Source organism: Pseudomonas sp. FSL R10-1339, from assembly GCF_009600545.1.
Lineage (GTDB): Bacteria > Pseudomonadota > Gammaproteobacteria > Pseudomonadales > Pseudomonadaceae > Aquipseudomonas > Aquipseudomonas bubulae.
Genome location: NZ_WIVQ01000002.1, coordinates 16,075 through 37,264, shown reverse-complemented (window position 1 = coordinate 37,264; position 21,190 = coordinate 16,075). Strand labels below are relative to the sequence as shown.

26 protein-coding genes and 1 pseudogene are annotated in these 21,190 nt (G+C 59.0%); 14 read left to right on the top strand and 13 right to left on the bottom strand.

Translation table 11 applies throughout. The annotated features are described in order from the left end of the window. Positions 1-1,494 (bottom strand): YifB family Mg chelatase-like AAA ATPase, encoded by a 1,494-nt coding sequence (locus tag GHO03_RS01585; RefSeq protein WP_095020503.1) that lies wholly within the window; start codon positions 1,492-1,494, stop codon positions 1-3. A gap of 178 nt (positions 1,495-1,672) precedes the next feature. Here GHO03_RS01585 and GHO03_RS01580 point away from each other — a divergent pair, with 178 nt between their 5' ends. After that, positions 1,673-1,948, top strand: a complete 276-nt coding sequence (locus GHO03_RS01580) for a type II toxin-antitoxin system RelE/ParE family toxin (RefSeq protein ID WP_372241698.1) — start codon at positions 1,673-1,675, stop codon at positions 1,946-1,948. Positions 1,949-1,955: 7 nt separating this feature from the next. After that, entirely contained in the window at positions 1,956-2,261 is a 306-nt protein-coding gene (locus tag GHO03_RS01575; protein ID WP_094999741.1) for a HigA family addiction module antitoxin, read from the top strand. Position 2,262: 1 nt separating this feature from the next. On the opposite strand, the gene GHO03_RS01570 is transcribed toward GHO03_RS01575, so the two are convergent. Together GHO03_RS01570 and GHO03_RS01565 are read right to left on the bottom strand one after the other, a co-directional pair. Beyond that, positions 2,263-2,691, bottom strand: a complete 429-nt coding sequence (locus tag GHO03_RS01570; protein ID WP_095017856.1) for a VOC family protein — start codon at positions 2,689-2,691, stop codon at positions 2,263-2,265. A gap of 46 nt (positions 2,692-2,737) precedes the next feature. Next, positions 2,738-2,998 (bottom strand): accessory factor UbiK family protein, encoded by a 261-nt coding sequence (locus GHO03_RS01565; protein ID WP_094999743.1) that lies wholly within the window; start codon positions 2,996-2,998, stop codon positions 2,738-2,740. A gap of 416 nt (positions 2,999-3,414) precedes the next feature. Between GHO03_RS01565 and glnK the strand changes: the two genes are divergently transcribed. The 3 genes from glnK (at position 3,415) to sutA (ending at position 5,933) form a co-directional block, all read left to right on the top strand. Further along, positions 3,415-3,753 (top strand): P-II family nitrogen regulator, encoded by a 339-nt coding sequence (glnK, locus tag GHO03_RS01560; protein ID WP_002555808.1) that lies wholly within the window; start codon positions 3,415-3,417, stop codon positions 3,751-3,753. 33 nt (positions 3,754-3,786) lie between these two features. Beyond that, positions 3,787-5,124 carry an ammonium transporter gene (locus tag GHO03_RS01555; RefSeq protein WP_153398966.1) on the top strand — a complete coding sequence of 446 codons (1,338 nt, stop codon included), beginning with the start codon at positions 3,787-3,789 and terminating at the stop codon, positions 5,122-5,124. A 482-nt stretch (positions 5,125-5,606) separates the two neighbouring features. Further along, complete coding sequence (gene sutA, locus GHO03_RS01550) at positions 5,607-5,933, top strand: transcriptional regulator SutA (protein WP_094999745.1); 327 nt, start codon at positions 5,607-5,609, stop codon at positions 5,931-5,933. Between the two features lie 168 nt (positions 5,934-6,101). On the opposite strand, the gene GHO03_RS01545 is transcribed toward sutA, so the two are convergent. The 6 genes from GHO03_RS01545 to GHO03_RS01520 are packed head-to-tail and all read right to left on the bottom strand — an operon-like array spanning position 6,102 to position 10,659. After that, complete coding sequence (locus GHO03_RS01545) at positions 6,102-6,788, bottom strand: HAD family hydrolase (protein WP_094999746.1); 687 nt, start codon at positions 6,786-6,788, stop codon at positions 6,102-6,104. Continuing rightward, complete coding sequence (xerC, locus tag GHO03_RS01540; protein ID WP_094999747.1) at positions 6,785-7,681, bottom strand: tyrosine recombinase XerC; 897 nt, start codon at positions 7,679-7,681, stop codon at positions 6,785-6,787. The genes GHO03_RS01545 and xerC overlap by 4 nt, the downstream gene beginning before the upstream one ends. After that, positions 7,682-8,398, bottom strand: coding sequence for a DUF484 family protein (locus GHO03_RS01535; RefSeq protein WP_094999748.1), 717 nt, complete (start codon positions 8,396-8,398; stop codon positions 7,682-7,684). 13 nt (positions 8,399-8,411) lie between these two features. After that, positions 8,412-9,242: a diaminopimelate epimerase gene (gene dapF, locus GHO03_RS01530; RefSeq protein ID WP_153398963.1), complete on the bottom strand. Its 831-nt coding sequence runs from the start codon at positions 9,240-9,242 to the stop codon at positions 8,412-8,414. A gap of 4 nt (positions 9,243-9,246) precedes the next feature. Further along, positions 9,247-10,494, bottom strand: coding sequence for a diaminopimelate decarboxylase (gene lysA, locus GHO03_RS01525; protein WP_094999750.1), 1,248 nt, complete (start codon positions 10,492-10,494; stop codon positions 9,247-9,249). 9 nt (positions 10,495-10,503) lie between these two features. Beyond that, a complete protein-coding gene (locus GHO03_RS01520; RefSeq protein WP_019828266.1) occupies positions 10,504-10,659 on the bottom strand; it encodes a lipoprotein in 156 nt (51 codons plus the stop codon). Positions 10,660-10,862: 203 nt separating this feature from the next. Here GHO03_RS01520 and cyaY point away from each other — a divergent pair, with 203 nt between their 5' ends. The 3 genes from cyaY to rnk all read left to right on the top strand — a co-directional run bounded on the left by cyaY (position 10,863) and on the right by rnk (position 12,116). Continuing rightward, a complete protein-coding gene (gene cyaY / locus GHO03_RS01515; RefSeq protein ID WP_094999751.1) occupies positions 10,863-11,195 on the top strand; it encodes an iron donor protein CyaY in 333 nt (110 codons plus the stop codon). Then, entirely contained in the window at positions 11,192-11,410 is a 219-nt protein-coding gene (locus GHO03_RS01510; RefSeq protein ID WP_153326713.1) for a DUF1289 domain-containing protein, read from the top strand. Before cyaY ends, GHO03_RS01510 begins: the two co-directional genes overlap by 4 nt. 292 nt (positions 11,411-11,702) lie before the next feature. Next, complete coding sequence (rnk, locus tag GHO03_RS01505; RefSeq protein WP_019828269.1) at positions 11,703-12,116, top strand: nucleoside diphosphate kinase regulator; 414 nt, start codon at positions 11,703-11,705, stop codon at positions 12,114-12,116. A gap of 23 nt (positions 12,117-12,139) precedes the next feature. Here the strand turns inward: rnk and GHO03_RS01500 are convergent. Together GHO03_RS01500 and GHO03_RS01495 are read right to left on the bottom strand one after the other, a co-directional pair. Beyond that, positions 12,140-13,381, bottom strand: a pseudogene (locus tag GHO03_RS01500) (class I adenylate cyclase); the annotation flags it as partial. A gap of 36 nt (positions 13,382-13,417) precedes the next feature. After that, positions 13,418-13,666, bottom strand: a complete 249-nt coding sequence (locus tag GHO03_RS01495; RefSeq protein WP_094999754.1) for a TIGR02647 family protein — start codon at positions 13,664-13,666, stop codon at positions 13,418-13,420. A 430-nt stretch (positions 13,667-14,096) separates the two neighbouring features. On the opposite strand from GHO03_RS01495, the gene oscA reads away from it, so the two are divergent. From oscA to GHO03_RS01470, 5 genes are all read left to right on the top strand, one after another. Further along, positions 14,097-14,279, top strand: coding sequence for a sulfur starvation response protein OscA (oscA, locus tag GHO03_RS01490; RefSeq protein WP_016782652.1), 183 nt, complete (start codon positions 14,097-14,099; stop codon positions 14,277-14,279). Positions 14,280-14,344: 65 nt separating this feature from the next. Beyond that, positions 14,345-15,358 (top strand): sulfate ABC transporter substrate-binding protein, encoded by a 1,014-nt coding sequence (locus tag GHO03_RS01485; protein ID WP_095017852.1) that lies wholly within the window; start codon positions 14,345-14,347, stop codon positions 15,356-15,358. A gap of 90 nt (positions 15,359-15,448) precedes the next feature. Further along, positions 15,449-16,267, top strand: coding sequence for a sulfate ABC transporter permease subunit CysT (gene cysT, locus GHO03_RS01480; RefSeq protein WP_095017851.1), 819 nt, complete (start codon positions 15,449-15,451; stop codon positions 16,265-16,267). Positions 16,268-16,280: 13 nt separating this feature from the next. Further along, a complete protein-coding gene (cysW, locus tag GHO03_RS01475) occupies positions 16,281-17,153 on the top strand; it encodes a sulfate ABC transporter permease subunit CysW (protein WP_094999757.1) in 873 nt (290 codons plus the stop codon). Between the two features lie 3 nt (positions 17,154-17,156). Then, entirely contained in the window at positions 17,157-18,137 is a 981-nt protein-coding gene (locus tag GHO03_RS01470; protein WP_094999758.1) for a sulfate/molybdate ABC transporter ATP-binding protein, read from the top strand. A 61-nt stretch (positions 18,138-18,198) separates the two neighbouring features. Here GHO03_RS01470 and GHO03_RS01465 read toward each other — a convergent pair whose 3' ends face one another. Then, a complete protein-coding gene (locus tag GHO03_RS01465) occupies positions 18,199-18,477 on the bottom strand; it encodes a YheV family putative zinc ribbon protein (RefSeq protein WP_094999759.1) in 279 nt (92 codons plus the stop codon). Further along, complete coding sequence (prlC, locus tag GHO03_RS01460) at positions 18,474-20,552, bottom strand: oligopeptidase A (protein WP_153326711.1); 2,079 nt, start codon at positions 20,550-20,552, stop codon at positions 18,474-18,476. The genes GHO03_RS01465 and prlC overlap by 4 nt, the downstream gene beginning before the upstream one ends. A gap of 75 nt (positions 20,553-20,627) precedes the next feature. Here prlC and GHO03_RS01455 point away from each other — a divergent pair, with 75 nt between their 5' ends. Beyond that, entirely contained in the window at positions 20,628-21,176 is a 549-nt protein-coding gene (locus GHO03_RS01455; protein ID WP_372241695.1) for a gamma carbonic anhydrase family protein, read from the top strand. The last annotated feature ends 14 nt before the right edge of the window (positions 21,177-21,190 follow it).

Sequence of the window (21,190 nt, the reverse complement as noted above, 5' to 3'; positions counted from 1 at the left end):
TCAGCCACTGAATGGCCGATATTGCAACGCCTCTGCGAGATGCTTGCGCTCTATATTGTGTGCCTGCTCCAGGTCCGCCAGGGTCCTTGCCACTTTCAGCAGTCGGTGTGCCGCTCGCAGTGACAAGGTCATGCGCTCGCAAGCCGCCTCCAGCCAGCTGTTATCCATATCGCTCAAGCGGCATTGGGTTCGCACGCCCGGCAGATCGAGAAAGGCATTGGCGCAGCCCTGACGTTGCAGTTGGCGCTCACGCGCTGCAGCCACAAGCCCGGCGGCGTTGGCCGTGGTGTCACCTGAGGCAAGCGGCGGGTTGAGAGAGGTGGTCTCGCGGGCTACGGTCAGGTGCAGGTCGATGCGATCGAGCAACGGGCCGGAAAGTTTGTTGCGATAGCGCTGGATTTGCTCCGGTGTACAGCGGCAGCGGCCAGTGGGTTCGCCAAGATATCCACAGGGGCAGGGATTCATCGCCGCAACCAGTTGGAAGCGCGCCGGAAAACGCATGCGATCTTTCGCCCGTGCAATCACGATAAAGCCGCTTTCCATGGGCTCTCGCAAGACTTCCAGAACCTTGCGATCAAACTCGGGAAGCTCATCCAGAAACAATACGCCGTGATGGGCCAGGGTTATTTCCCCGGGCCGCGGTTTGGAGCCGCCGCCCACCAGCGCCGGCCCCGAGGCCGAATGATGAGGTTGGCGAAACGGTCGCTGTGGCCAGCAGTTCAATGGCACCTGGCTGGCCACTGACTGAATGGCGGCCACTTCCAGCGCCTCTTGCTCATTGAGCGGTGGCAACAAGCCGGGCAGGCGGCTGGCCAGCAAGGTTTTACCCGTGCCCGGCGGCCCGGTAAACAGCAGGTTGTGACTGCCAGCAGCAGCGACCAGCAATGCCCGTTTGGCCGAAAGCTGCCCTTGGACATCGCTCAGGTCGGGATAGGGTTTGCTGATATGCAGCAAGCCGCTGGGGATATAGGGCTCTATCACCTCCCGACCTGCGAAATGGGCCACCAACTGCAACAAGTGCTCGGCCGCAATTACTGTCAGCCCGCAGGCCAGGCAGGCTTCTTCGGCATTGGCCTGCGGTACCACCAGCGCCCGGCCTGCGGCCCTTGCTGCCAGGGCGGCAGGCAATATGCCCTGCACTGGCCTGATTGCGCCCGATAGCGCCAGTTCGCCCAAACACTCCACCTGCTCCAGCGCCACAGCCGGCAGTTGCCCGCTGGCCGCCAAAATGCCCAGGGCAATGGCCACATCAAAACGCCCGCCGTCCTTGGGCAGGTCGGCGGGCGCGAGGTTGAGGGTGATACGCCGGGCCGGGAAATCCAGGGTGGAGTTGATGATTGCGCTGCGTACCCGGTCTTTACTTTCCTTGACCGCTGTTTCGGGCAAACCAACCAGCGTCAACGCAGGCAACCCATTGGCCAGATGCGCTTCGACCGTAACGGCAGGCGCCTCGACGCCCACCTGGGCGCGGCTGTAAACAATCGCCAGAGCCATGACTCATTCCTTGAGTTCGCAAAAAAACCATGGTGCGCGAATCTCAAGCCAGGGGCAGGCATGGAATGGATACGGGATGTTAACGGGTATGGGAGCACGGCCAACGAACTGCCAAAGTGCGGTGGCGAAAAAATTATAAGACCCTATGATTAATCAATAACGTTATTCATTAATCACGATTGTAAGTTTTAAATGCAACAGAACTGAAAGTCTGTATCGAAATGGCAAGACGCGCTTATGGTCAGACATTCTCAATGTAATTGAACGAAAATTAACCATGCTGGACGCTGCAAGCGTGCTGACAGATCTAGCGTCACCACCTGGCAACCGGCTCGAGGCTCTCAGCGGTACACGCAAGGGCCAGTACAGCATCCGCATCAACGCACAATGGCGAATCTGCTTCGTCTGGGGCGCCAATGGCCCTGAAGCAGTAGAAATAGCTGATTACCACTGAGGTCATCATGATCAAAAATGGCATGCGCCCGGTTCACCCGGGTGAAGTTCTCAAGGAAGAATACCTTGAGCCCCTGAGCCTCTCGTCTGCTGCTTTGGCCAGGGCGCTGGGGGTGTCCGCGCCGACGGTCAACGATATCGTGCTGCAGCGCCGTGGCGTCAGTGCCGATATGGCACTGCGCCTGTCAATTTGCCTGGCAACCACCCCGGAGTTCTGGCTTAACCTGCAAACCACTTACGACCTGCGCACGGCAGAAATCGACCGCGGTGCAGCGATTCGCGAACAGGTGCAACCCATTCACCACTGCGCCTGACTCACTGCTCCAGGGCTCGGGTCCCCAGATCCTCGGCAAAGCGCAACAAATAGCCATCGGGGTCGAGCACCAAAAAGTTGCACTCGCCAAACAGCACTTCATTGCTGCGGTACCAGCGTTCTTCCAGGGGTTTGCGCAGGGTATGGCCAGCGGCTTGCAGGCGCTCGATCAGGCAATCGGCATCCGGGCATTTGATCGACAGGTTCATGCCCCGGCCGAACGGCTGCTCCAGCGGGCCGACCCGCCAGGAAGACTCTTCGAGGTCGTCCTGTTCCAGCATCAACTGGCTGCCATGGAATGACAGAAACGCAAAAAGATGCTCGGGCCGTTGGTACTCGATCTTGAAACCGAGCACTTCACAGTAAAAATGCAGACTGCGCGAAAGGTCCGAGACGATCATCTCGGGCACTAGCGGGTTCATCACCAGCATATAAAAACATCCTTGTTAATACAGGCGAATGCACCGCCTTTGAGCGTTATTCGCTCGGCGGCAACAGCCTTGCTTCCATTTCGGCCACTTTGGCCTCCAGGCTTTCGAGGCGAGCACGGGTGCGCGCCAAAACCACCATCTGGCTGTCGAACTCTTCGCGGCTCACCAGATCAAGCTTGCTGAAACCGCTTTGCAGCAAGGCTTTGAACTGGCTTTCGATTTCATTGCGCGGCAGCGCGGTTTCGCCACTGAACAAGCGGGAGGCATGGCCGCCAAGGGCGTCGAGAAAATCTTTGGGCGCGAGCATGGATAAGGTCCTTAAAACTGATGGTTACGAGTGTATCACGGGGTGTAGGCCCCCATTGGCGGGGGCTTTCTGCACATTTTTCGCGCACCACCCCCGCAAGCTTCGCACCATCTTCGAGCACAAATACCCCGAGAAATCAGGCAAAAAGCCATCAACTTCCTCTAAATCGCTGTAATTATTGATTTTTCCAGACATGGCAAGGTTTCTGCTAAGACCAACATGACTCATGCACTGATGCAGTAGCTGTGACGAAGGCAGTGCGGCAGGTGGTTCAAGGAGTGTTTTCGTCACCAGCGATTTACACACGTTGTACAGCCTGAAGAAGGCTGACGATGCGTTACAAAGCCAGACACTGCGCTTAGACTTGAGCCGGGTTTGTTTTCCTGGGGCAAGTCCACCAATTCGGGAGAAGTTTCATGAAGCTAGTCACCGCCATTATCAAGCCGTTCAAGTTGGATGACGTGCGCGAGTCGCTGTCTGAGATCGGCGTACAAGGCATTACCGTTACTGAGGTCAAAGGCTTCGGCCGTCAGAAGGGCCATACCGAGCTGTATCGCGGTGCGGAATATGTGGTCGATTTTCTGCCAAAGGTGAAGATTGATGTCGCCATTGACGACAAGGATCTTGATCGGGTTATCGAGGCGATCACCAAGGCTGCCAACACCGGCAAGATTGGTGACGGCAAGATTTTCGTAGTCAATCTGGAACAGGCTATTCGCATCCGTACCGGCGAAACCGATACCGACGCAATCTAAGCCGCCAAACCCAACGCCCCAGGAGAAAACACTATGACTCTGCGTAAAATCGCAGGGCTCGGAGCCCTGTTGTCCGTCGTAATGCCTGGCCTGGCCATGGCGGCAGACGGAGTGGCTGCTCCAGTCCTCAACTCCGGCGACACCGCCTGGATGCTGACTGCTACAGCCTTGGTGCTGTTTATGACCATTCCCGGCCTGGCGCTGTTCTATGGCGGCATGGTGCGCTCCAAAAACATTCTTTCCGTGATGATGCAGTGCTTCGCCATTACCGGTCTGATCAGCATTCTGTGGGTCATTTACGGCTACAGCATCACGTTCGACACCACGGGCATGGAGCAGGGCGTCACCAACTTCAATTCCTTTATCGGCGGGTTTGGCAAAGCATTCCTGGCGGGTGTAACGCCTGAAAGCCTGACCTCATCCACCGCGCTGTTCCCGGAAGCCGTGTTCATCACCTTCCAGATGACCTTCGCCATCATCACCCCGGCGCTGATCGTCGGTGCCTTTGCAGAGCGCATGAAATTCTCCGCCATGCTGATCTTCATGGGCGTGTGGTTCACCCTGGTGTACGCACCGATTGCGCACATGGTGTGGAGCGGCAACGGCGGCCTGCTGTGGGACTGGGGCGTACTCGACTTTGCGGGCGGCACTGTGGTGCATATCAACGCCGGTATCGCCGGCCTGGTAGCGTGCATCGTGCTCGGCAAGCGCAAAGGCTACCCAAGCACCCCGATGGCGCCACACAACCTGGGTTACACCCTGGTGGGCGCTGCCATGCTGTGGATCGGCTGGTTCGGCTTCAACGCAGGCTCTGCAGCGGCCGCCAACGGTACTGCCGGCATGGCCATGCTGGTGACCCAGATCGCCACCGCAGCCGCAGCCCTGGGCTGGATGTTTGCCGAGTGGATTACCCATGGCAAACCTAGCGCACTGGGCATCGCCTCGGGCGTGGTAGCAGGCCTGGTGGCAATCACCCCGGCTGCCGGCACCGTAGGCCCGATGGGCTCGGTGGTGATCGGCTTGTCGGCTGGCGTGATCTGCTTCTTCTGCGCCACCAGCCTCAAGCGCAAGCTGGGCTACGATGACTCGCTGGATGCGTTCGGTGTGCACGGTATCGGCGGTATCGTCGGTGCAATCCTCACCGGCGTGTTTGCAGCCCCGTCACTGGGCGGCTTCGGCACCGTGACCGACATCGCAGCGCAAGTCTGGATCCAGTTCAAGGGCGTAGCCTTCACTGTGGTCTACACCGCGATCGTCACCTTCATCATCCTCAAGGTACTGGATGCCGTGATGGGGCTGCGCGTGACAGAAGAGGAAGAGGCTGTGGGCCTCGACCTGGCTCAGCACAACGAGCGTGGTTACAACCTGTAAGGTTCCCTCTATAAAAAAACCCGGCGTGCCGGGTTTTTTTTTGCCGGTAATAAGGCGATATTCGGTGCTATGAAATGATTTCCCCTACAGGTTATTGGGGTTGCGAAGTTCTACGCTTGTTTATGCGACCCGTGCTTGCGACACAACTCGACTATTAGCCGCTTTGCTTTTTTCTTCAGCACGCTAGAATGCGCGCCGAGGGCAGAAAACAATGCTCGAGTACGACGAAGGCGAGGATGATCTCCCGACGCTTTCAAGGCCCGTGATCCGTGTGCTGGAGCATTCGGCACAGGGCGCCTGGCGAGGTGTTAATTCAGGCGGATGCCGTAATGATGGTGGTATTCGCCAAACCCTCTTCACCTTACAACGATGAAGAGGCGTAAGCCGCGGTTTGCCCAAGGCTACTTTTTCACCAGCGGTGGTCGACAGTCGCCACAGCTGGTCTATAACTAATCTGCTATACGTATGTCATGGGGTAGAACATGAGCGACGACGATCTGGAAAACGATGACCTCGAAGTAGGCGAAGACGACGATACCGAAGAGGGCCTGGAAACGGCCGCCGAGGATGTTGCAGACGACGATGGTGGCGATGATGCGCCGGCCCCTGCGGCCAAAGGCAAGTCAAAGGCCGCTGTGTCGGTTGATGACCTGCCGAGCGTAGAAGCCAAAAACAAGGAGCGTGATGCTCTGGCCCGCGCCATGGAAGAGTTTTTGTCCAAGGGCGGCAAGGTGCAGGAAGTTGAGGCCAATGTGGTGGCTGACCCGCCCAAAAAGCCTGACAACAAGTACGGCAGCCGTCCTATCTAAGGATAAGGACCGCTTGCATGCTTGAAGAAAAAACCCGCCGTCGCTGCGGGTTTTTTTGTGGGCGTTGGAAAACTTCACATCCCTGTGGCGCGGGCTTATCGTGATTGCAACATTCCGGTTTGTCTGGCGACCGCGGTGCCTGCATCGCGAGCAAGCCCGCTCCCACAGTTACAAGTGCTTCAACACCAGCGGCAACTCGCTCAAACAGCCAATTTCCGCATCGGGAGCCTTGTCCCCGTCCCAGTGCTTGCCGCCGGGGTTGAACCACACTGCACGCAGGCCTGCCAATTGCGCTCCGGCAATATCGTCACCGGGGTGATCGCCCACATGCACCGCCGCCCCTGCTGCCACGCCACCGCGCGCCAGCGCTTCGTGAAACAGGCGCGCGTCCGGTTTGGCAATGCCAATGTCTTCAGCACACAACACAAACTTGAAGTGATGGCCCAAACCTATTCTTCGCACATCGGCGTTACCGTTGGTCACCACACCCAGGGCGTAATCCCGTGCCAGCACCATCAGGGTCGGCTCGGCCTGGGGGAATACGTCCAGGGCGTGACGCGCCTCAATAAACACCTCAAAGGCATCATCGGCCAAAGACGCAGCGTTGGCGTAACCCGCACCGTGCAGCGCATGAAACAGAATGCGCCGACGCAGGGCACTGATCCGGTGCTTGAGCTGCGGCTCCTCACTCAATACCCGCTCGCGAATCGCCTGGAAATGCCCGGCCTCAACAGCGCCCAATTTTGGTGCGTTATCCGTCAGCCAGTTACGCAACACGGCTTCAGCGCTGACGATCACCGGGGCGGTGTCCCACAGAGTGTCGTCGAGGTCGAAGGTAATCAGCTCAATCGTCATTCACTGTCCTTACTGCGTTTGGCCCTTGGATGGGCGCTGTCGTAGACCGATGCCAGATGCTGGAAATCCAGATGAGTATAAATTTGCGTGGTTTTGATGTCCGCATGCCCGAGCAACTCTTGCACGGCACGCAAGTCCTGGGAGGACTCCAGCAGATGGCTGGCAAATGAATGGCGCAGCATGTGCGGGTGCAGATTCTGTCCCAGCTCACGCTCACCGGCAGCCTTGACCCGCATTTGAATTGCCCTTGGCCCAAGGCGCGTACCACGCTGGCTGACGAATACGGCGTCGTCCTTGGGGTTGGCCAGCAACCGCACTGCCAGCCAGGCCTGAAGCGCCTCCCGGGCCTTCTTGCCGACGGGCAGCACGCGGGTCTTGCTGCCTTTGCCGAGCACTTCGACCAGCCCGTCAGCCAGATCCAGCTGTTCCAGATTTAGCCCGGTCAGCTCCGACAAGCGCAGGCCCGACGAGTAAAACAGCTCCAGAATGGCCTGATCGCGTTGGGCCAGAAAATCGTCCTCGACACCACCCTCCAGCAATTGCAGGGCGCGATCGGTATCCAGGGTCTTGGGCAGGCGACGTTCGCCTTTTGGCGGGGCCAGGCCGTTTGCCGGATCGTGGTCGCACAGGCCTTCTCGATTGAGGTAGTGATAAAGCCCGCGTACCGCCGACAGCAGACGGGCAATACTGCGCGAGGACTGCCCTTGCTGATGCAGACGCGACACCAGTTGGCGCATGCGCTGGATATCCAGTGCCGCCCAGCTGGGGATTGATTCCTTGGCGCAAAACGCCAGCACCTTGTTCAGGTCGCGGCGGTAGGCCTCAAGCGTATGGGGGGACACCTGGCGCTCACTGCGCAGGTGAATGCAGTAAGCGTCCAGTTGCCGTTCCATCTAGCGCACCGAGCGCAGCGCGTTGGTAAAGCGCGGCAGCACCCGGCCCAGCACTTCGGCGATATAGCCGAGGAACAGCGTGCCCACCGAGCTTTTGTAGTGCTGCGGATCGCGACTGGCAATCGCCAGTACACCGTGCAACCCCAGATGATTAAGGGCTACCACGGCCGTGGAACCGATTTGCTTGCGCTGCTCTTCGCCAAACAGGAAGTCCAGCTCGTGCTCGCGCAAGCTGCCGCTGACGGTCTTGCCTTCAGTCAACAAGCCACCCAGCGCCCGTTGCGCATCGGCGCTGCTGACCCAACGGCCGACCGGCATCGGGTTGTCACCAAACAGCACCAGGCTGACAAAGGGCACCTGGAAGTCTTGGCGCAGGCTGTCTTCGACGGCAATCACCAGCTCTTCGAGGCTGGTGGCGTCCATCAGGGCCAGGTTCAGGCGACGGGTTTTTTCGAACAGACGGTCGTTGTCACGGGCCACGTCCATCAGTTGCGACAAGCGATGACGCATCTCGATATTGCGACTGCGCAGCAGCTCCAGTTGACGTTCCACCAGCGAAATGGTGTCGCCACGCTGATGCGGAATGCGCAGCGACAGCAACAGCTCTTCGCGCTGGCTGAAGAAATCCGGATGCTCCTGCAGATACGCTGCAACCGTTGCGGCTTGCGAGTTATCCACTGGGACGTCGAGTGCTGCTGGCTGCGTCTTGTCGGTCATCGGTTGCGCTCGCTCATAAACGGACTTGTCCTTCGTAAACACGCATGGCCGGGCCGGTCATGATCACAGAGTGGCCAGGGCCTGCCCATTCGATGGACAACCGGCCGCCAGGCAGATCGAGGATCAGCGGTGAGTCCATCCAGCCCTGGCTGATGGCTGCCACGGCCGCTGCACAGGCACCGGTGCCGCAGGCCTGGGTTTCCCCGGCGCCGCGTTCCCAGACCCGCAGTTGCCCGCGCTGACGATCTATCACGTGCAGAAAACCGACATTGACCCGTGCGGGAAAGCGCGGATGGTGTTCAATTTTGGGGCCCAGTTCATGCACCGGTGCAGCGTTGATATCGTCTACGCGCAGCACCGCATGGGGGTTGCCCATCGAAACGGCAGCCAACTCGACGGTCTGGCCATCGACTTCCAGCTCATAGCTCAACGCCTGGGCGTCGGCCACAAACGGGATATCTGCCGGAACCAGGCGCGGCGGCCCCATGTCGACGCTGATTTGCCCATCGCTGCGCACGTTCAGTTCGATAATGCCGCTCTTGGTTTCGACCTTGATCTGGCGCTTGGTGGTCAGGCGCTTGTCGAGCACGAAGCGCGCAAAGCAGCGCGCCCCGTTGCCGCATTGCTCCACTTCGGAACCGTCGGAGTTGAAGATCCGGTAACGGAAGTCCACCTCCGGGTTACTCGGTGCTTCAACGATCAATAGCTGATCAAAGCCGACACCCGTGTGCCTGTCACCCCATTGCTTGGCATGCTTGGGCAGGATGTGCGCGTGCTGGCTGACCAGGTCGAGAACCATGAAATCATTGCCCAGGCCGTGCATTTTGGTAAAACGCAGCAACATGGGTTTACTCCGGCAGCAGGCTTTCGCCAGCAAACAACTCGGCAACAGTCTCGCGACGACGCACTTCAAACGCCTGATCGCCATCCACCAGTACTTCGGCGGCGCGGCCACGGGTGTTGTAGTTCGAGCTCATGACAAAACCATAGGCACCGGCCGAATGCACGGCCAGCAAATCACCTTCGGCCAGCGCCAGCTGGCGGTCCTTGGCCAGGAAGTCACCGGTTTCGCAGATCGGGCCGACGATGTCGTAGGCGCGGGCTTCGCTGTCACGCGGGCGAACTGCAGTCACGTCCATCCAGGCCTGGTACAGGGCCGGGCGGATCAGATCGTTCATCGCCGCATCGACGATGGCGAAATCCTTGTGCTCGGTGTGCTTGAGGTACTCGACCTGAGTCAGCAGCACGCCAGCATTGGCCACGATGTAGCGACCCGGCTCGAACACCAGCGCCAGGTCACGCCCGTCGAGGCGCTCACGCACGGCCTTGATGTAATCACCGGCCAGTGGCGGCTCTTCATCGCGGTAACGCACGCCCAGGCCGCCACCGAGGTCGATATGGCGCAGGTAGATGCCGCAATCGCCCAGTCGGTCGATCAGTGCCAGCAGGCGATCGAGAGCGTCGATGAACGGTTCGAGGGTGGTCAGTTGGGAGCCGATATGGCAATCGACACCGACCACTTCCAGGTTCGGCAATTGAGCGGCACGGATGTAGACATCTTCGGCGTCAGCGATGGCGATGCCGAACTTGTTTTCTTTCAGACCGGTGGAGATGTACGGGTGGGTTCCCGCATCGACGTCCGGGTTGACCCGCAGCGAAATCGGGGCGCGAACGCCCATTTCGGCGGCCACCACCTGCAAGCGCTCAAGCTCTTCGGTGGACTCGACGTTGAAGCAGTGCACGCCCACTTCCAGAGCGCGACGCATGTCATCGCGGGTTTTGCCGACACCGGAAAACACGATCTTGTCAGCCGTGCCGCCAGCGGCCAGAACACGCTCTAGCTCGCCACGGGACACGATGTCAAAACCGGCGCCCAGACGCGCCAGGACATTGAGCACGCCCAGGTTGGAGTTGGCCTTGACCGCGAAGCACACCAGGTGCGGCATGCCGTTCAGGGCATCGGCGAAAGCGTTGTACTGCGCCTCGATGTGTGCCCGGGAATAAACATACGTCGGCGTGCCAAAACGCTCGGCAATGGCCGTCAGCGCAACACCTTCGGCGAACAGCTCGCCGTCCCGGTAATTAAAAGCGTCCATGGTGTTCCCTTATTGGTGCTTGTGCGATTGCGATTGCGACGACTTCGCTTGGTCTTCAGGGGATTTGCTGTCATCGGGAAGATACAGCGGTCCTTTTTGACCACAGGCAGAAACAAGGCAGGCGACCGCGACGAGCGCAGCAATAGAAGAGATCAGGCGCTTCATGGCGAAATCCTTTGAAAAGCATTAATTGCGCCCGAGTATACCGAGCACCCACCAGCTTGCCTATGCAGCAGAGCGGCCGAGCGTTACGTCCTGTGTGGATGATCAGTGGTCGCGGGCAGATGGCTGTTATGGGGTTTGCAATCGGCCTGGAGCGCCCGTATCTTGCGAGCTCCGAGCATGACTAGATATTACGAGGTTCCACCATGAGTTTGACTGAAGCCCGTTTTCACGATCTGGTCGATGCCACCCAGGAAAATCTGGAAGACATCTTTGATGACTCTGATCTGGATGTAGATGTAGAGAATTCCGCCGGCATCCTGACAATCAAGTTCGAGAATGGCAAAGCCCTGATCTTCAGCCGTCAGGCGCCGCTGCTGCAGCTCTGGCTGGCGGCCCCCAGCGGCGGTTTTCACTTCGACTACGATGAAAAACGCAGTTCGTGGAAGTGCGATAAAAGCGACGAGCTGCTCAGCGAAATGGTTCAGCGCCTGACACTGGAACACGCAGGCGCCGAGCTGGAATTTGAAGAGATCTGACAGTGACCGCTTCTGCTAAACCTGCAAAACCGCTCTACAGTAACGTCAGTCCGGCAGTGCCGTCCCCCTGCATCAGCACCTGCCGGCTGGATGAGCACAAAGTCTGCCTGGGCTGTTTTCGCCACGTTGAAGATATTCGCGAGTGGCGCTCGGCAGACGACCAGCGGCGCCGGGTGATTTGTGAACAGGCCCAATTGCGGCAGCGGCTCCCGTAGCAGCTGCCGCAGGCTGCGTTCGATTGCGTAGCAATCGCAAAACCTGAGCCCTTTGTTCAACTGACACACCGCAGAGCCTGACTTTACGACGACTGCGTCGCCGAACGCAGCCTGCGGCAGCTGCTACGGATAATCGTCGTACGCAATCAGGGGGCAGTGTCCCCCCTGCTTGTGTATTTATTTTGCTGTGGTAGTGTCCGGGTTCGCCTCGCACTAACGAGGTTCGTCAAAACCCCGCCATATTCCGGCGGGGTTTTGCTTTTTCGTGCAGAAAAAAGGAGTCTGCCAGGTCATGAGCACACCAACCCCACTCATCCTCACCCGCCTGGACGTACAGCGTCTGGAGCAATTGATCGACAGCTTGCCAGAAACGACTCCTGGCATTGAGGCACTGCAAGCCGAGCTCGATCGCGCCGAAACCATCGTTGGCCACGAAGAAGTGCCTGCCGGCGTCGTGACCATGAATTCCCGTGTGCATTGTCGCGAAGAAAGCAGTGGCAAGGACTACCGCCTGACGCTGGTATACCCAAAAGACGCCAACGCCGACGAAGGCAAGATTTCGATTCTGGCCCCTGTGGGCAGCGCGTTGCTGGGGCTGCAAGTTGGCCAGCACATCAACTGGCCTGCTCCCGGTGGCAAGACCCTCAAGCTGGAACTGCTTGAAGTGGAATACCAGCCAAAAGCAGCAAGCGATTTCAGCGCTTAAGACCTTCCGGATCAGTCATGTCACAGCGCAGGCGTTTGCTCGTCACGGGCAAACTGACGCAAAGACCGGTAGCTGACGCTCAGCTCCCGGGCCAGGGCCCGACGCTCATGACTGACCTGCTGCGCCTGCCATTGCGAGCGATTGTCGAGCATTGCCAGGTGCTGCTCATCCCAGCCCCATTCGCGGGTCAGGCGCTTGAGTAACCGCCGCTGCCACAACATGCCTGCCTCGCCATTGCTCAACTCGTGGCCGACCTTCAGGTAGAGGCTGCGGCGAACCAGTTCCAGTCGCTGCAACTCGCCCCGGCCCTCGAGGTAACGCTCAATACGTCGGTAGACCACCACGTAGGGGGCCATCTCATCCAGATCCAGTTGATTGGCGTACACCCTCTGTTTGAACCCCAGGCTCAGGCAGCTCACCTGCGGGTGCTCGCTGGCGTACACCTCAATCAGCAGCAGCTTGAGCAGCGACTTGTAGGGCGCCTCAATGCCCTTGAGCAATTGCCACAGCCCGGCGCCCAGAAACTCGCCGGGGGCAATATGGGCCAGGTGGCCAAGATCAATGGTTTCGTCACGGTCGATTACCCCTGTTTCCAGTAGCCCACAGGCGAATTCAGCGTACCGCGCTTCCTCATGCACCGGCACCCACCACCACATCGGTGTGCGCCCGGCGAGCCAGATGGCGGTGCGATAAAACTCATCGAGCAGCAACCTCTGTCGTGGCTCGTCGCCCTCGTCGTTGCGCAATTGTGCATCGATCAAAAAGAAGTGTGCTTCACAGCCCTGGCTCGTCGCCCAGGCTTCCAGGCGTCGGCATTTTTTGCGCAAGGCCGACACGGCGGCATCATTCAAGTCCGGAGCGAGGCAAACCCACACGTCCATATCGCTTTGCGCGGTCTGGGCCAATGTGCCGAGGCTGCCCATCAAAAAAAGCCCATGGATCGGTTGTGACTGGCAAGCGCTGCCCATGCTGCAAGAAAAGTCGTGAACCAGATGTCGGGCAGAGGCGAGGGCGAGTGCGTCAGGTTTATAACCCGACACCCCGGCGGGAGTGCAGTCAGACACATAACCGGGCAAGAGCGGGTGATTGATATGAAAGAGCAGCGCCAACAGGTTCAGTAGCGCTTGTTGGCGAGGGGCCAACCCCTCTACCGCTCGGGCCAGGCGACCCTGATTGACGCGCAAAAAGCGCCCACGCAACTGCTGGAGAACCTGTCGCTCAGTTCTCTGGTTCAGTGCGGGCGGAGATAAGTGTGCCCGCGGAATCATTAATCGTTCAGATCCCGAGGGCGGGGCGTGGCGTCAGGCAACTTCTTTGGATTCAACAAGAATCGACAGCAGTACTTGGACACTTTCGGCAGCATCACGTCCCAGGCTTGTCAGATAGCCACCATCGGGTTGATCGATCAGTTTTTTCTCGAACAGGCGCTGCGCCGCGGCGACTTTTTCTGGCGCGGCATGTTGATGAATCTTCAGGCCCTCAAGGGTACTTTCCAAGTCAAACAGTGCAAGGACTTCCAGTTCGGCAACCAACTCAGGGGTAAACGACATAAAGACTCCAGACTATGCAGGAAAAGACGACAGCCGCTCTAAGGTGATCCCACTTGTGCTGACTGTCCAGCAACAGTTCCCACCTTTGCAAAACATCCTGTCGTTATAAGGCAGTTGGAGTGTAGTCGCGTCCCACTTTGCCGCTGGGAAATTCGTAGCAGCTGCCGAAGGAACGAGGCTGCGTCCGGCCGCGCCGCGGTCGTAAAACCGAGCCCTGCGCTGTGTCAGAAAAACATCGCGCGCAGTATTTACGGTCGCTTCGCAACCGGACGCAGCCTTCGGCAGCTGCTACACATGGTGCTCAAGCGCCTATTTTGAGCTTTCAGTTATATAAACATTCTTAAATAGTATTTTTAAGAATATCTACACCTCACTACTATTGCCCCTACGCCAGCAACCCTGTCGGCACCCCATTTTCAGGAGCAGCACCATGAGCGCATCTCTGCGTAGCGTTGACGGCCAGGACGAAGCAACCATCCTGCGGGAAATCCAGAGCGCGCTGCGAGACCTGCGCTTTGGTGCTGTGGAAATCACTGTGCATAACGCGCAAGTGGTGCAGATCGAACGCAAAGAGAAATTCCGCCTGCAAAACCCGAGTCAGAAAAACGCCTGAATCGTTCAAGCGCATTCACCTGAGTGCGCTCAATAAAAATTAAAAAATGCTTTGGAGCCTCACCTATGTCCCTACGCCGTTACGCTTTGGCCGCGCTGGCCAGTGCCATTTTTGCTGGCTCCGCTGTAGCCAAAGATTACGAGTTGTTGAACGTTTCCTACGATCCAACCCGCGAGCTGTACCAGGATTACAACACTGAGTTCACCCAGTTCTGGAAAGCCAGCCACCCGGGTGACAACGTCAAAATCCAGCAATCCCACGGCGGCTCGGGCAAACAGGCCCGCGGCGTGGTCGACGGCCTGCGCGCTGACGTGGTAACCCTGGCCCTGGCCGGTGACATCGACGAAATCGCCAGGCTGAACAAGGGCTCGCTGCCGGAAAACTGGCAAACCCGCCTGCCGGACGCCAGCACCCCGTACACCTCGACCATCGTGTTCCTGGTGCGCAAGGGCAACCCTAAAGGCATCAAGGACTGGGGCGACCTGACCAAGGACGGCGTATCGGTCATTACCCCGAACCCTAAAACCAGCGGCGGCGCGCGCTGGAACTTCCTTGCAGCCTACGCTTACGGCCTGAAAGCCAACGGCGGCAACGAAGAAAAAGCCAAAGAATATGTAAAAACCCTGTTCAAACACGTGCCAGTGCTGGACACCGGTGCACGCGGTTCGACCATCACCTTCGTCAACAACGGTCAGGGTGATGTGTTGCTGGCCTGGGAAAACGAAGCATTCCTGGCACTCAAGGAGGATGGCGGTACCGATAAATTCGACATCGTCGTACCTTCCCTGTCGATCCTGGCTGAGCCGCCAGTGGCTGTAGTCGACAAAAACGCCGATAAAAAGGGCAATGCCGAAATCGCCAAAGCCTACCTCGAACACCTGTACAGCCCGGCCGGCCAGGAAATTGCTGCAAAAAATTTCTACCGCCCGCGTGACGCAGCAATCGCTGCCAAGTACGCACAGCAGTTTCCGAAACTGGAACTTGTGACTATCGACAAAGACTTCGGTGGCTGGAAAACTGCGCAGCCGAAATTTTTCAATGACGGTGGTGTGTTCGACCAGATCTACCAGGCGCAGTAACCTGTGGGGTGGGGCCTTTGGCCTCGCTGAAAGCTAGAACATAGAGCCCGCGACCGAGTTGCGGGCTTCGTGCGTTAACCAAGGACTCTTATGTCTCGTCGTATCTCCCCCGTCATACCCGGCTTCGGGCTGACACTGGGCTACACCTTGGTGTACCTCAGTCTGATTGTGCTGATCCCGCTGGCTGCGATGTTCGTGCATGCCGCCCAACTGACCTGGGACCAGTTCTGGGCCATTATCACTGCCCCCCGGGTGCTGGCCGCCCTGCAACTGAGCTTTGGCACCGCCTTTGTCGCCGCCATTATCAACGGCGTTATCGGCACCGTGCTGGCCTGGGTGCTGGTGCGCTATACCTTCCCCGGACGCAAGGTCATCGATGCCATGATCGACCTGCCGTTTGCCCTGCCGACTGCCGTGGCCGGTATCGCCCTGACAGCCCTGTACGCCCCCAACGGCTGGATCGGCCAGTTCGCCAACGACCTGGGTTTCAAGATTGCCTACACCCCGATGGGCATCACCCTGGCACTGACGTTCGTCACGCTGCCGTTTGTGGTGCGCACCGTGCAGCCAGTGCTGGCCGATATCCCCCGTGAAATCGAAGAAGCCGCTGCCTGCCTGGGCGCCAAGCCCCTGCAAGTGTTCCGCTACATCCTGGTGCCAGCCTTGCTGCCCGCCTGGTTGACCGGTTTTGCCCTGGCCTTTGCCCGCGGTGTGGGCGAGTACGGCTCGGTGATTTTTATCGCGGGTAACATGCCGTTCAAAACCGAAATCCTGCCGCTGCTGATCATGGTCAAGCTGGACCAGTACGACTACACCGGCGCCACGGCCATTGGCGTGATGATGCTGGTGGTTTCCTTCATTTTGCTGCTGATCATCAATTTGATTCAGCGTCGCATCGAAAAACCGTGAAGGAGGCCTGACCATGTCCAGCTCAACACAGAGCGCTTCATCCGTGGCCAATGCCGCCCGCCGTGGCAGCCCGCTGTCGCGGCGCCTGCTGATCGGCTTCGGCTGGTTGTTTTTCACCCTGTTCCTGCTGCTGCCGCTGCTGATCGTGGTGTCCCAGGGTTTGAAAATGGGGGTCGGTACTTTTTTCGACGCCATCCTCGAACCCGACGCCCTGTCGGCCCTCAAGCTGACCATTATCGCCGTGGTGATTTCGGTGCCACTGAACGTGGTCTTCGGCGTCAGCGCGGCCTGGTGCGTGAGCAAGTACAGCTTTCGCGGCAAGAGCATCCTGGTCACCCTGATCGACCTGCCGTTTTCAGTCTCACCGGTGATCGCCGGTCTGGTCTACGTGCTGATGTTTGGCGCGCAGGGCTTTCTCGGTCCGTGGTTGCAGGACCACGACATCCAGATCGTATTCGCCTTGCCGGGTATCGTGCTGGCCACCATCTTCGTGACCGTGCCCTTTGTGGCCCGGGAACTGATCCCGCTGATGCAGGAGCAGGGCACTCAGGAAGAGGAGGCCGCACGCCTGCTGGGCGCCAACGGCTGGCAAATGTTCTGGCACGTGACCGTACCCAATATCAAATGGGGCCTGATCTACGGCGTGGTGCTGTGTACTGCGCGGGCGATGGGTGAGTTCGGTGCGGTGTCGGTGGTTTCCGGGCACATTCGCGGGGTGACCAACACCCTGCCGCTGCACGTCGAGATTCTCTACAACGAATACAACCACGTTGCCGCCTTCGCCGTGGCCACCCTGTTGCTGATCCTGGCGCTCTTCATCCTGCTGCTCAAGCAGTGGAGCGAATCCCGTATTAACCGCCTGCGCGCCAGCGCCGCGGAGGAATAAACCATGTCGATCGAAGTCCGTAACGTCAGCAAGAACTTCAATGCCTTCAAGGCCCTGAACAGCATCAATCTGGACATTCATAGCGGTGAGCTGGTGGCCCTGCTCGGCCCGTCGGGCTGCGGCAAGACCACTTTGCTGCGCATTATCGCCGGCCTCGAAACCCCGGACGAAGGCAACATCGTGTTCCACGGTGAAGACGTCTCTGGGCACGATGTGCGTGATCGCAACGTCGGTTTTGTGTTCCAGCATTACGCCCTGTTCCGCCATATGACGGTGTTCGATAACGTGGCTTTCGGCCTGCGCATGAAGCCGAAAAAGGAACGCCCGAGCGAAACCCGCATCGCTGAAAAAGTCCACGAGTTGCTGAACATGGTGCAGCTGGACTGGCTGTCGGATCGCTACCCTGAGCAGCTGTCAGGCGGTCAGCGTCAGCGTATCGCCCTGGCCCGAGCATTGGCCGTCGAACCCAAGGTACTGCTGCTGGACGAGCCGTTTGGTGCGTTGGACGCCAAGGTGCGTAAAGAACTGCGCCGCTGGCTGGCGCGCCTGCACGAAGATATCAACCTGACCTCCGTGTTCGTGACCCATGACCAGGAAGAAGCGATGGAAGTCGCCGACCGTATCGTGGTGATGAACAAGGGTGTAATCGAGCAGATCGGCTCACCGGGCGAAGTCTATGAAAACCCGGCCAGCGACTTTGTGTATCACTTCCTGGGTGACTCCAACCGCCTGCATATCGGTGAGGACCAGCATGTGCTGTTCCGTCCGCATGAAGTGTCACTGTCGCGTCACGAGATCGAAGACCATCATGCTGCAGAGGTGCGTGACATTCGCCCATTGGGTGCAACCACCCGGGTGACATTGAAGGTTGAAGGGCAGAGCGAGTTGATCGAAGTGGAAGTGGTCAAGGACCATGACAGCCTGACCGATCTGGCGCGCGGCGAGACGTTGTTCTTCAAGCCCAAGGTGTGGCAGAAGGCTTAAAAGCACGAGCGCCCTCACCCCAACCCTCTCCCGGAGGGAGAGGGTGAGGGGCTGTTGATCTTCAGGGCTTTTTCAGTTTCGGATTAGGAAAAAACTGCACCGCCTGCACCTTGGGATCCGGTGCTTTTTTCAGCGCTGACGTATTGACCCGCGTACCCAACTCCTTGGGCACCGACAAACCCTGTTCATTCAACGTATCCGAATAACCGCAGGCCACGCATTCGCGGTGCGGCACTTCGTCTTCGTTCCACATCATCAACTTGTCAGGTTCGCTGCACGCCGGGCAGACAGCCCCGGCGATAAAGCGTTTTTTGCTCACGTTCACCGGTGCATCACTCATGCTGCCGAGTCCTCGGTCAGGCCGCTGTGACGCAACAGGGCGTCAATCGACGGCTCACGGCCACGGAAGTCCTTGAACAGCTCCATCGGTGCCTTCGAGCCGCCACGGGCCAGGATCGCCTGGCGGAACGCTTTGCCGGTGTGCGGGTTGAACACGCCTTCTTCTTCAAAACGCGAGAACGCATCGGCCGACAGCACTTCTGCCCACTTGTAGCTGTAGTAACCCGCGGCGTAACCGCCGGCGAAAATATGCGCAAAGCTGTTCGGGAAGCGATTGTAGGCAGGCGGACGCATCACCGAGACTTCGTCGCGGATGCCGTCAAGCACCTGCGCAACGCTGCGACCGTCACCGTGGGTGGCGTGCAGTTCGAAGTCAAACAACGAGAACTCCAGCTGACGAATCATCATCAGCCCGGACTGGAAGTTCTTGGCTGCGAGCATTTTATCCAGCAGGTCTTTTGGCAGTGCTTCGCCGGTTTCGTAGTGGCTGGAAATCAGCGCCAGGCCTTCAGGTTCCCAGCACCAGTTCTCCATGAACTGGCTCGGCAGCTCGACCGCATCCCAGGCTACGCCGTTGATGCCCGACACACCCGCGTGTTCGATCTCGGTCAGCATATGGTGCAAGCCGTGGCCGAATTCGTGGAACAGGGTGGTCACTTCGTCGTGGGTCAGCAGTGCAGGCTTGCCCGCAACGGCTGGAGTGAAGTTGCACACCAGGTTGGCCACCGGGCTTTGCAGCTTGCCGGCTGCGGTGCGGCGACGGTCGCGAGCACCGTCCATCCAGGCACCGCCACGCTTGTTGGCGCGGGCATAGAGGTCGAAGAAGAAGCGCCCGACGTGCTGGCCGTTTTCCTTGATTTCGAACAGGCGAACATCCGGGTGCCAGGTATCGAAACCTTTGATTTCGGCAATTTCGATGCCGTACAGGCGCTGGACAATGGCGAACAGCCCGCCCAGTACCTTGTCGATCGGGAAGTAGGCGCGCAGGGCTTCTTGCGACACGCTGTAGCGCTGCTCACGCAGTTTTTCGCCAAAGAAGCCGGTGTCCCAGCTTTTCAGCTCAGGGGTGCCTTGCTCGCTGGCGTAGGCTTGCAGTTGCTCAAGGTCGCGGGCAGCGAACGGCTTGCTGCGCTTGGCCAGGTCACGCAGGAAGGTCAGCACCTGATCCGGTGTCTCGGCCATTTTGGTGGCCAGGCTCAGCTCGGCGAAGCTGGCAAAACCCAGCAGCTTGGCCAGCTCCTGACGCAGGTCGAGAATTTCTTCCATTACCGGGCCGTTGTCGAACTTGCCGGCATTCGGGCCCTGGTCCGAGGCGCGGGTGCAGTAAGCCGCGTAGACTTCTTCGCGCAGGGCGCGGTCTTCGGCGTAGGTCATCACCGGGAAGTAGCTGGGGAACTCGAGGCTGATCAGCCAGCCGTCCAGGCCCTTGGCCTGTGCGGCAGCCGCCATTTGCGCCTTGGCCGAGTCGGTCAGGCCCGCCAGTGCTGTTTCGTCGGTGATGTGCTTGGTCCAGGCCTGGGTGGCGTCCAGCAACTGGTTGGAGAACTTGCTGCCCAACTCGGAAAGCTTGCTTTGTACCTCGGCGTAACGCTTTTGCTCGGCCTCCGGCAGGTCGATACCCGACAGGCGGAAGTCGCGCAGCGAATGCTCAAGAATGGTTTTCTGGGCCTGGTCGAAGTCGCCGACTTGCGGGCTGTGGGCCAGGGCTTCAAAGGCCTGGAACAGTTCGCGGTTCTGGCCCATCTCGGTGGAGTAAGCGCTCAATGCCGGCAGGCAGGCCTCATAGGCTTCACGCAGCTCTGCGCTGTTGCACACCGCGTTAAGGTGGCTGACCGGGCTCCAGGCCGCGCCCAGCCGGTCGTTCAACTCATCCATCGCCAATACCAGGCCGGCCCATGTCGGGTTCTGGCCCTGATCCTTGAGGATGGCTTGAATGCCGGCACGGTTGTCGGCGAGGATCTGCTCGATGGCCGGCTGTACGTGCTCAGGACGGATCGCCGAGAACGGCGGCAGGTCATAGGGCTGCAATAGAGGGTTGTTCTCGCTCACGTTTGGCACCTTGGCTGGAAGAAACATTGGCTCATCTTAATTACAATCGACGCTGACCGCAGCATTGCAACGCCCTATTACGGCTAAAGAAGGAAGCTATTTGTGTCCATTAGTCCATTCCAGCAGCACACACCGACCTTGGGCGAGCGTGCCTTTGTCGATCGCTCGGCGGTGGTGATCGGTGACGTCGAAATCGGCGCCGACAGTTCCATCTGGCCACTGACCGTGATTCGCGGCGATATGCACCGCATACGCATCGGTGCGCGCACCAGCGTGCAGGACGGTTGCGTACTCCACATCACCCACGCCGGGCCCTTCAACCCTGAAGGCTTCCCGCTGCTGATCGGTGATGACGTGACCATCGCCCACAAAGTCATGTTGCACGGCTGTAACGTGGGCAGCCGCATCCTGATCGGCATGGGTAGCATCGTGATGGACGGCGCCGTGATTGAAGACGACGTGATCGTCGGTGCGGGCAGTCTGGTGCCGCCGGGCAAACGCCTGGCCAGCGGCTTTCTGTATGTGGGCAGCCCGGTGAAGCAAGTGCGCGAATTGACCGAAAAAGAAAAGGCCTTCTTTACCTACAGTGCCGGCAATTACGTCAAGCTCAAGGACCAGCACTTGGCCGAAGGCTACGACCAGCCCGTTTAAGCCCCCCTTTTTGG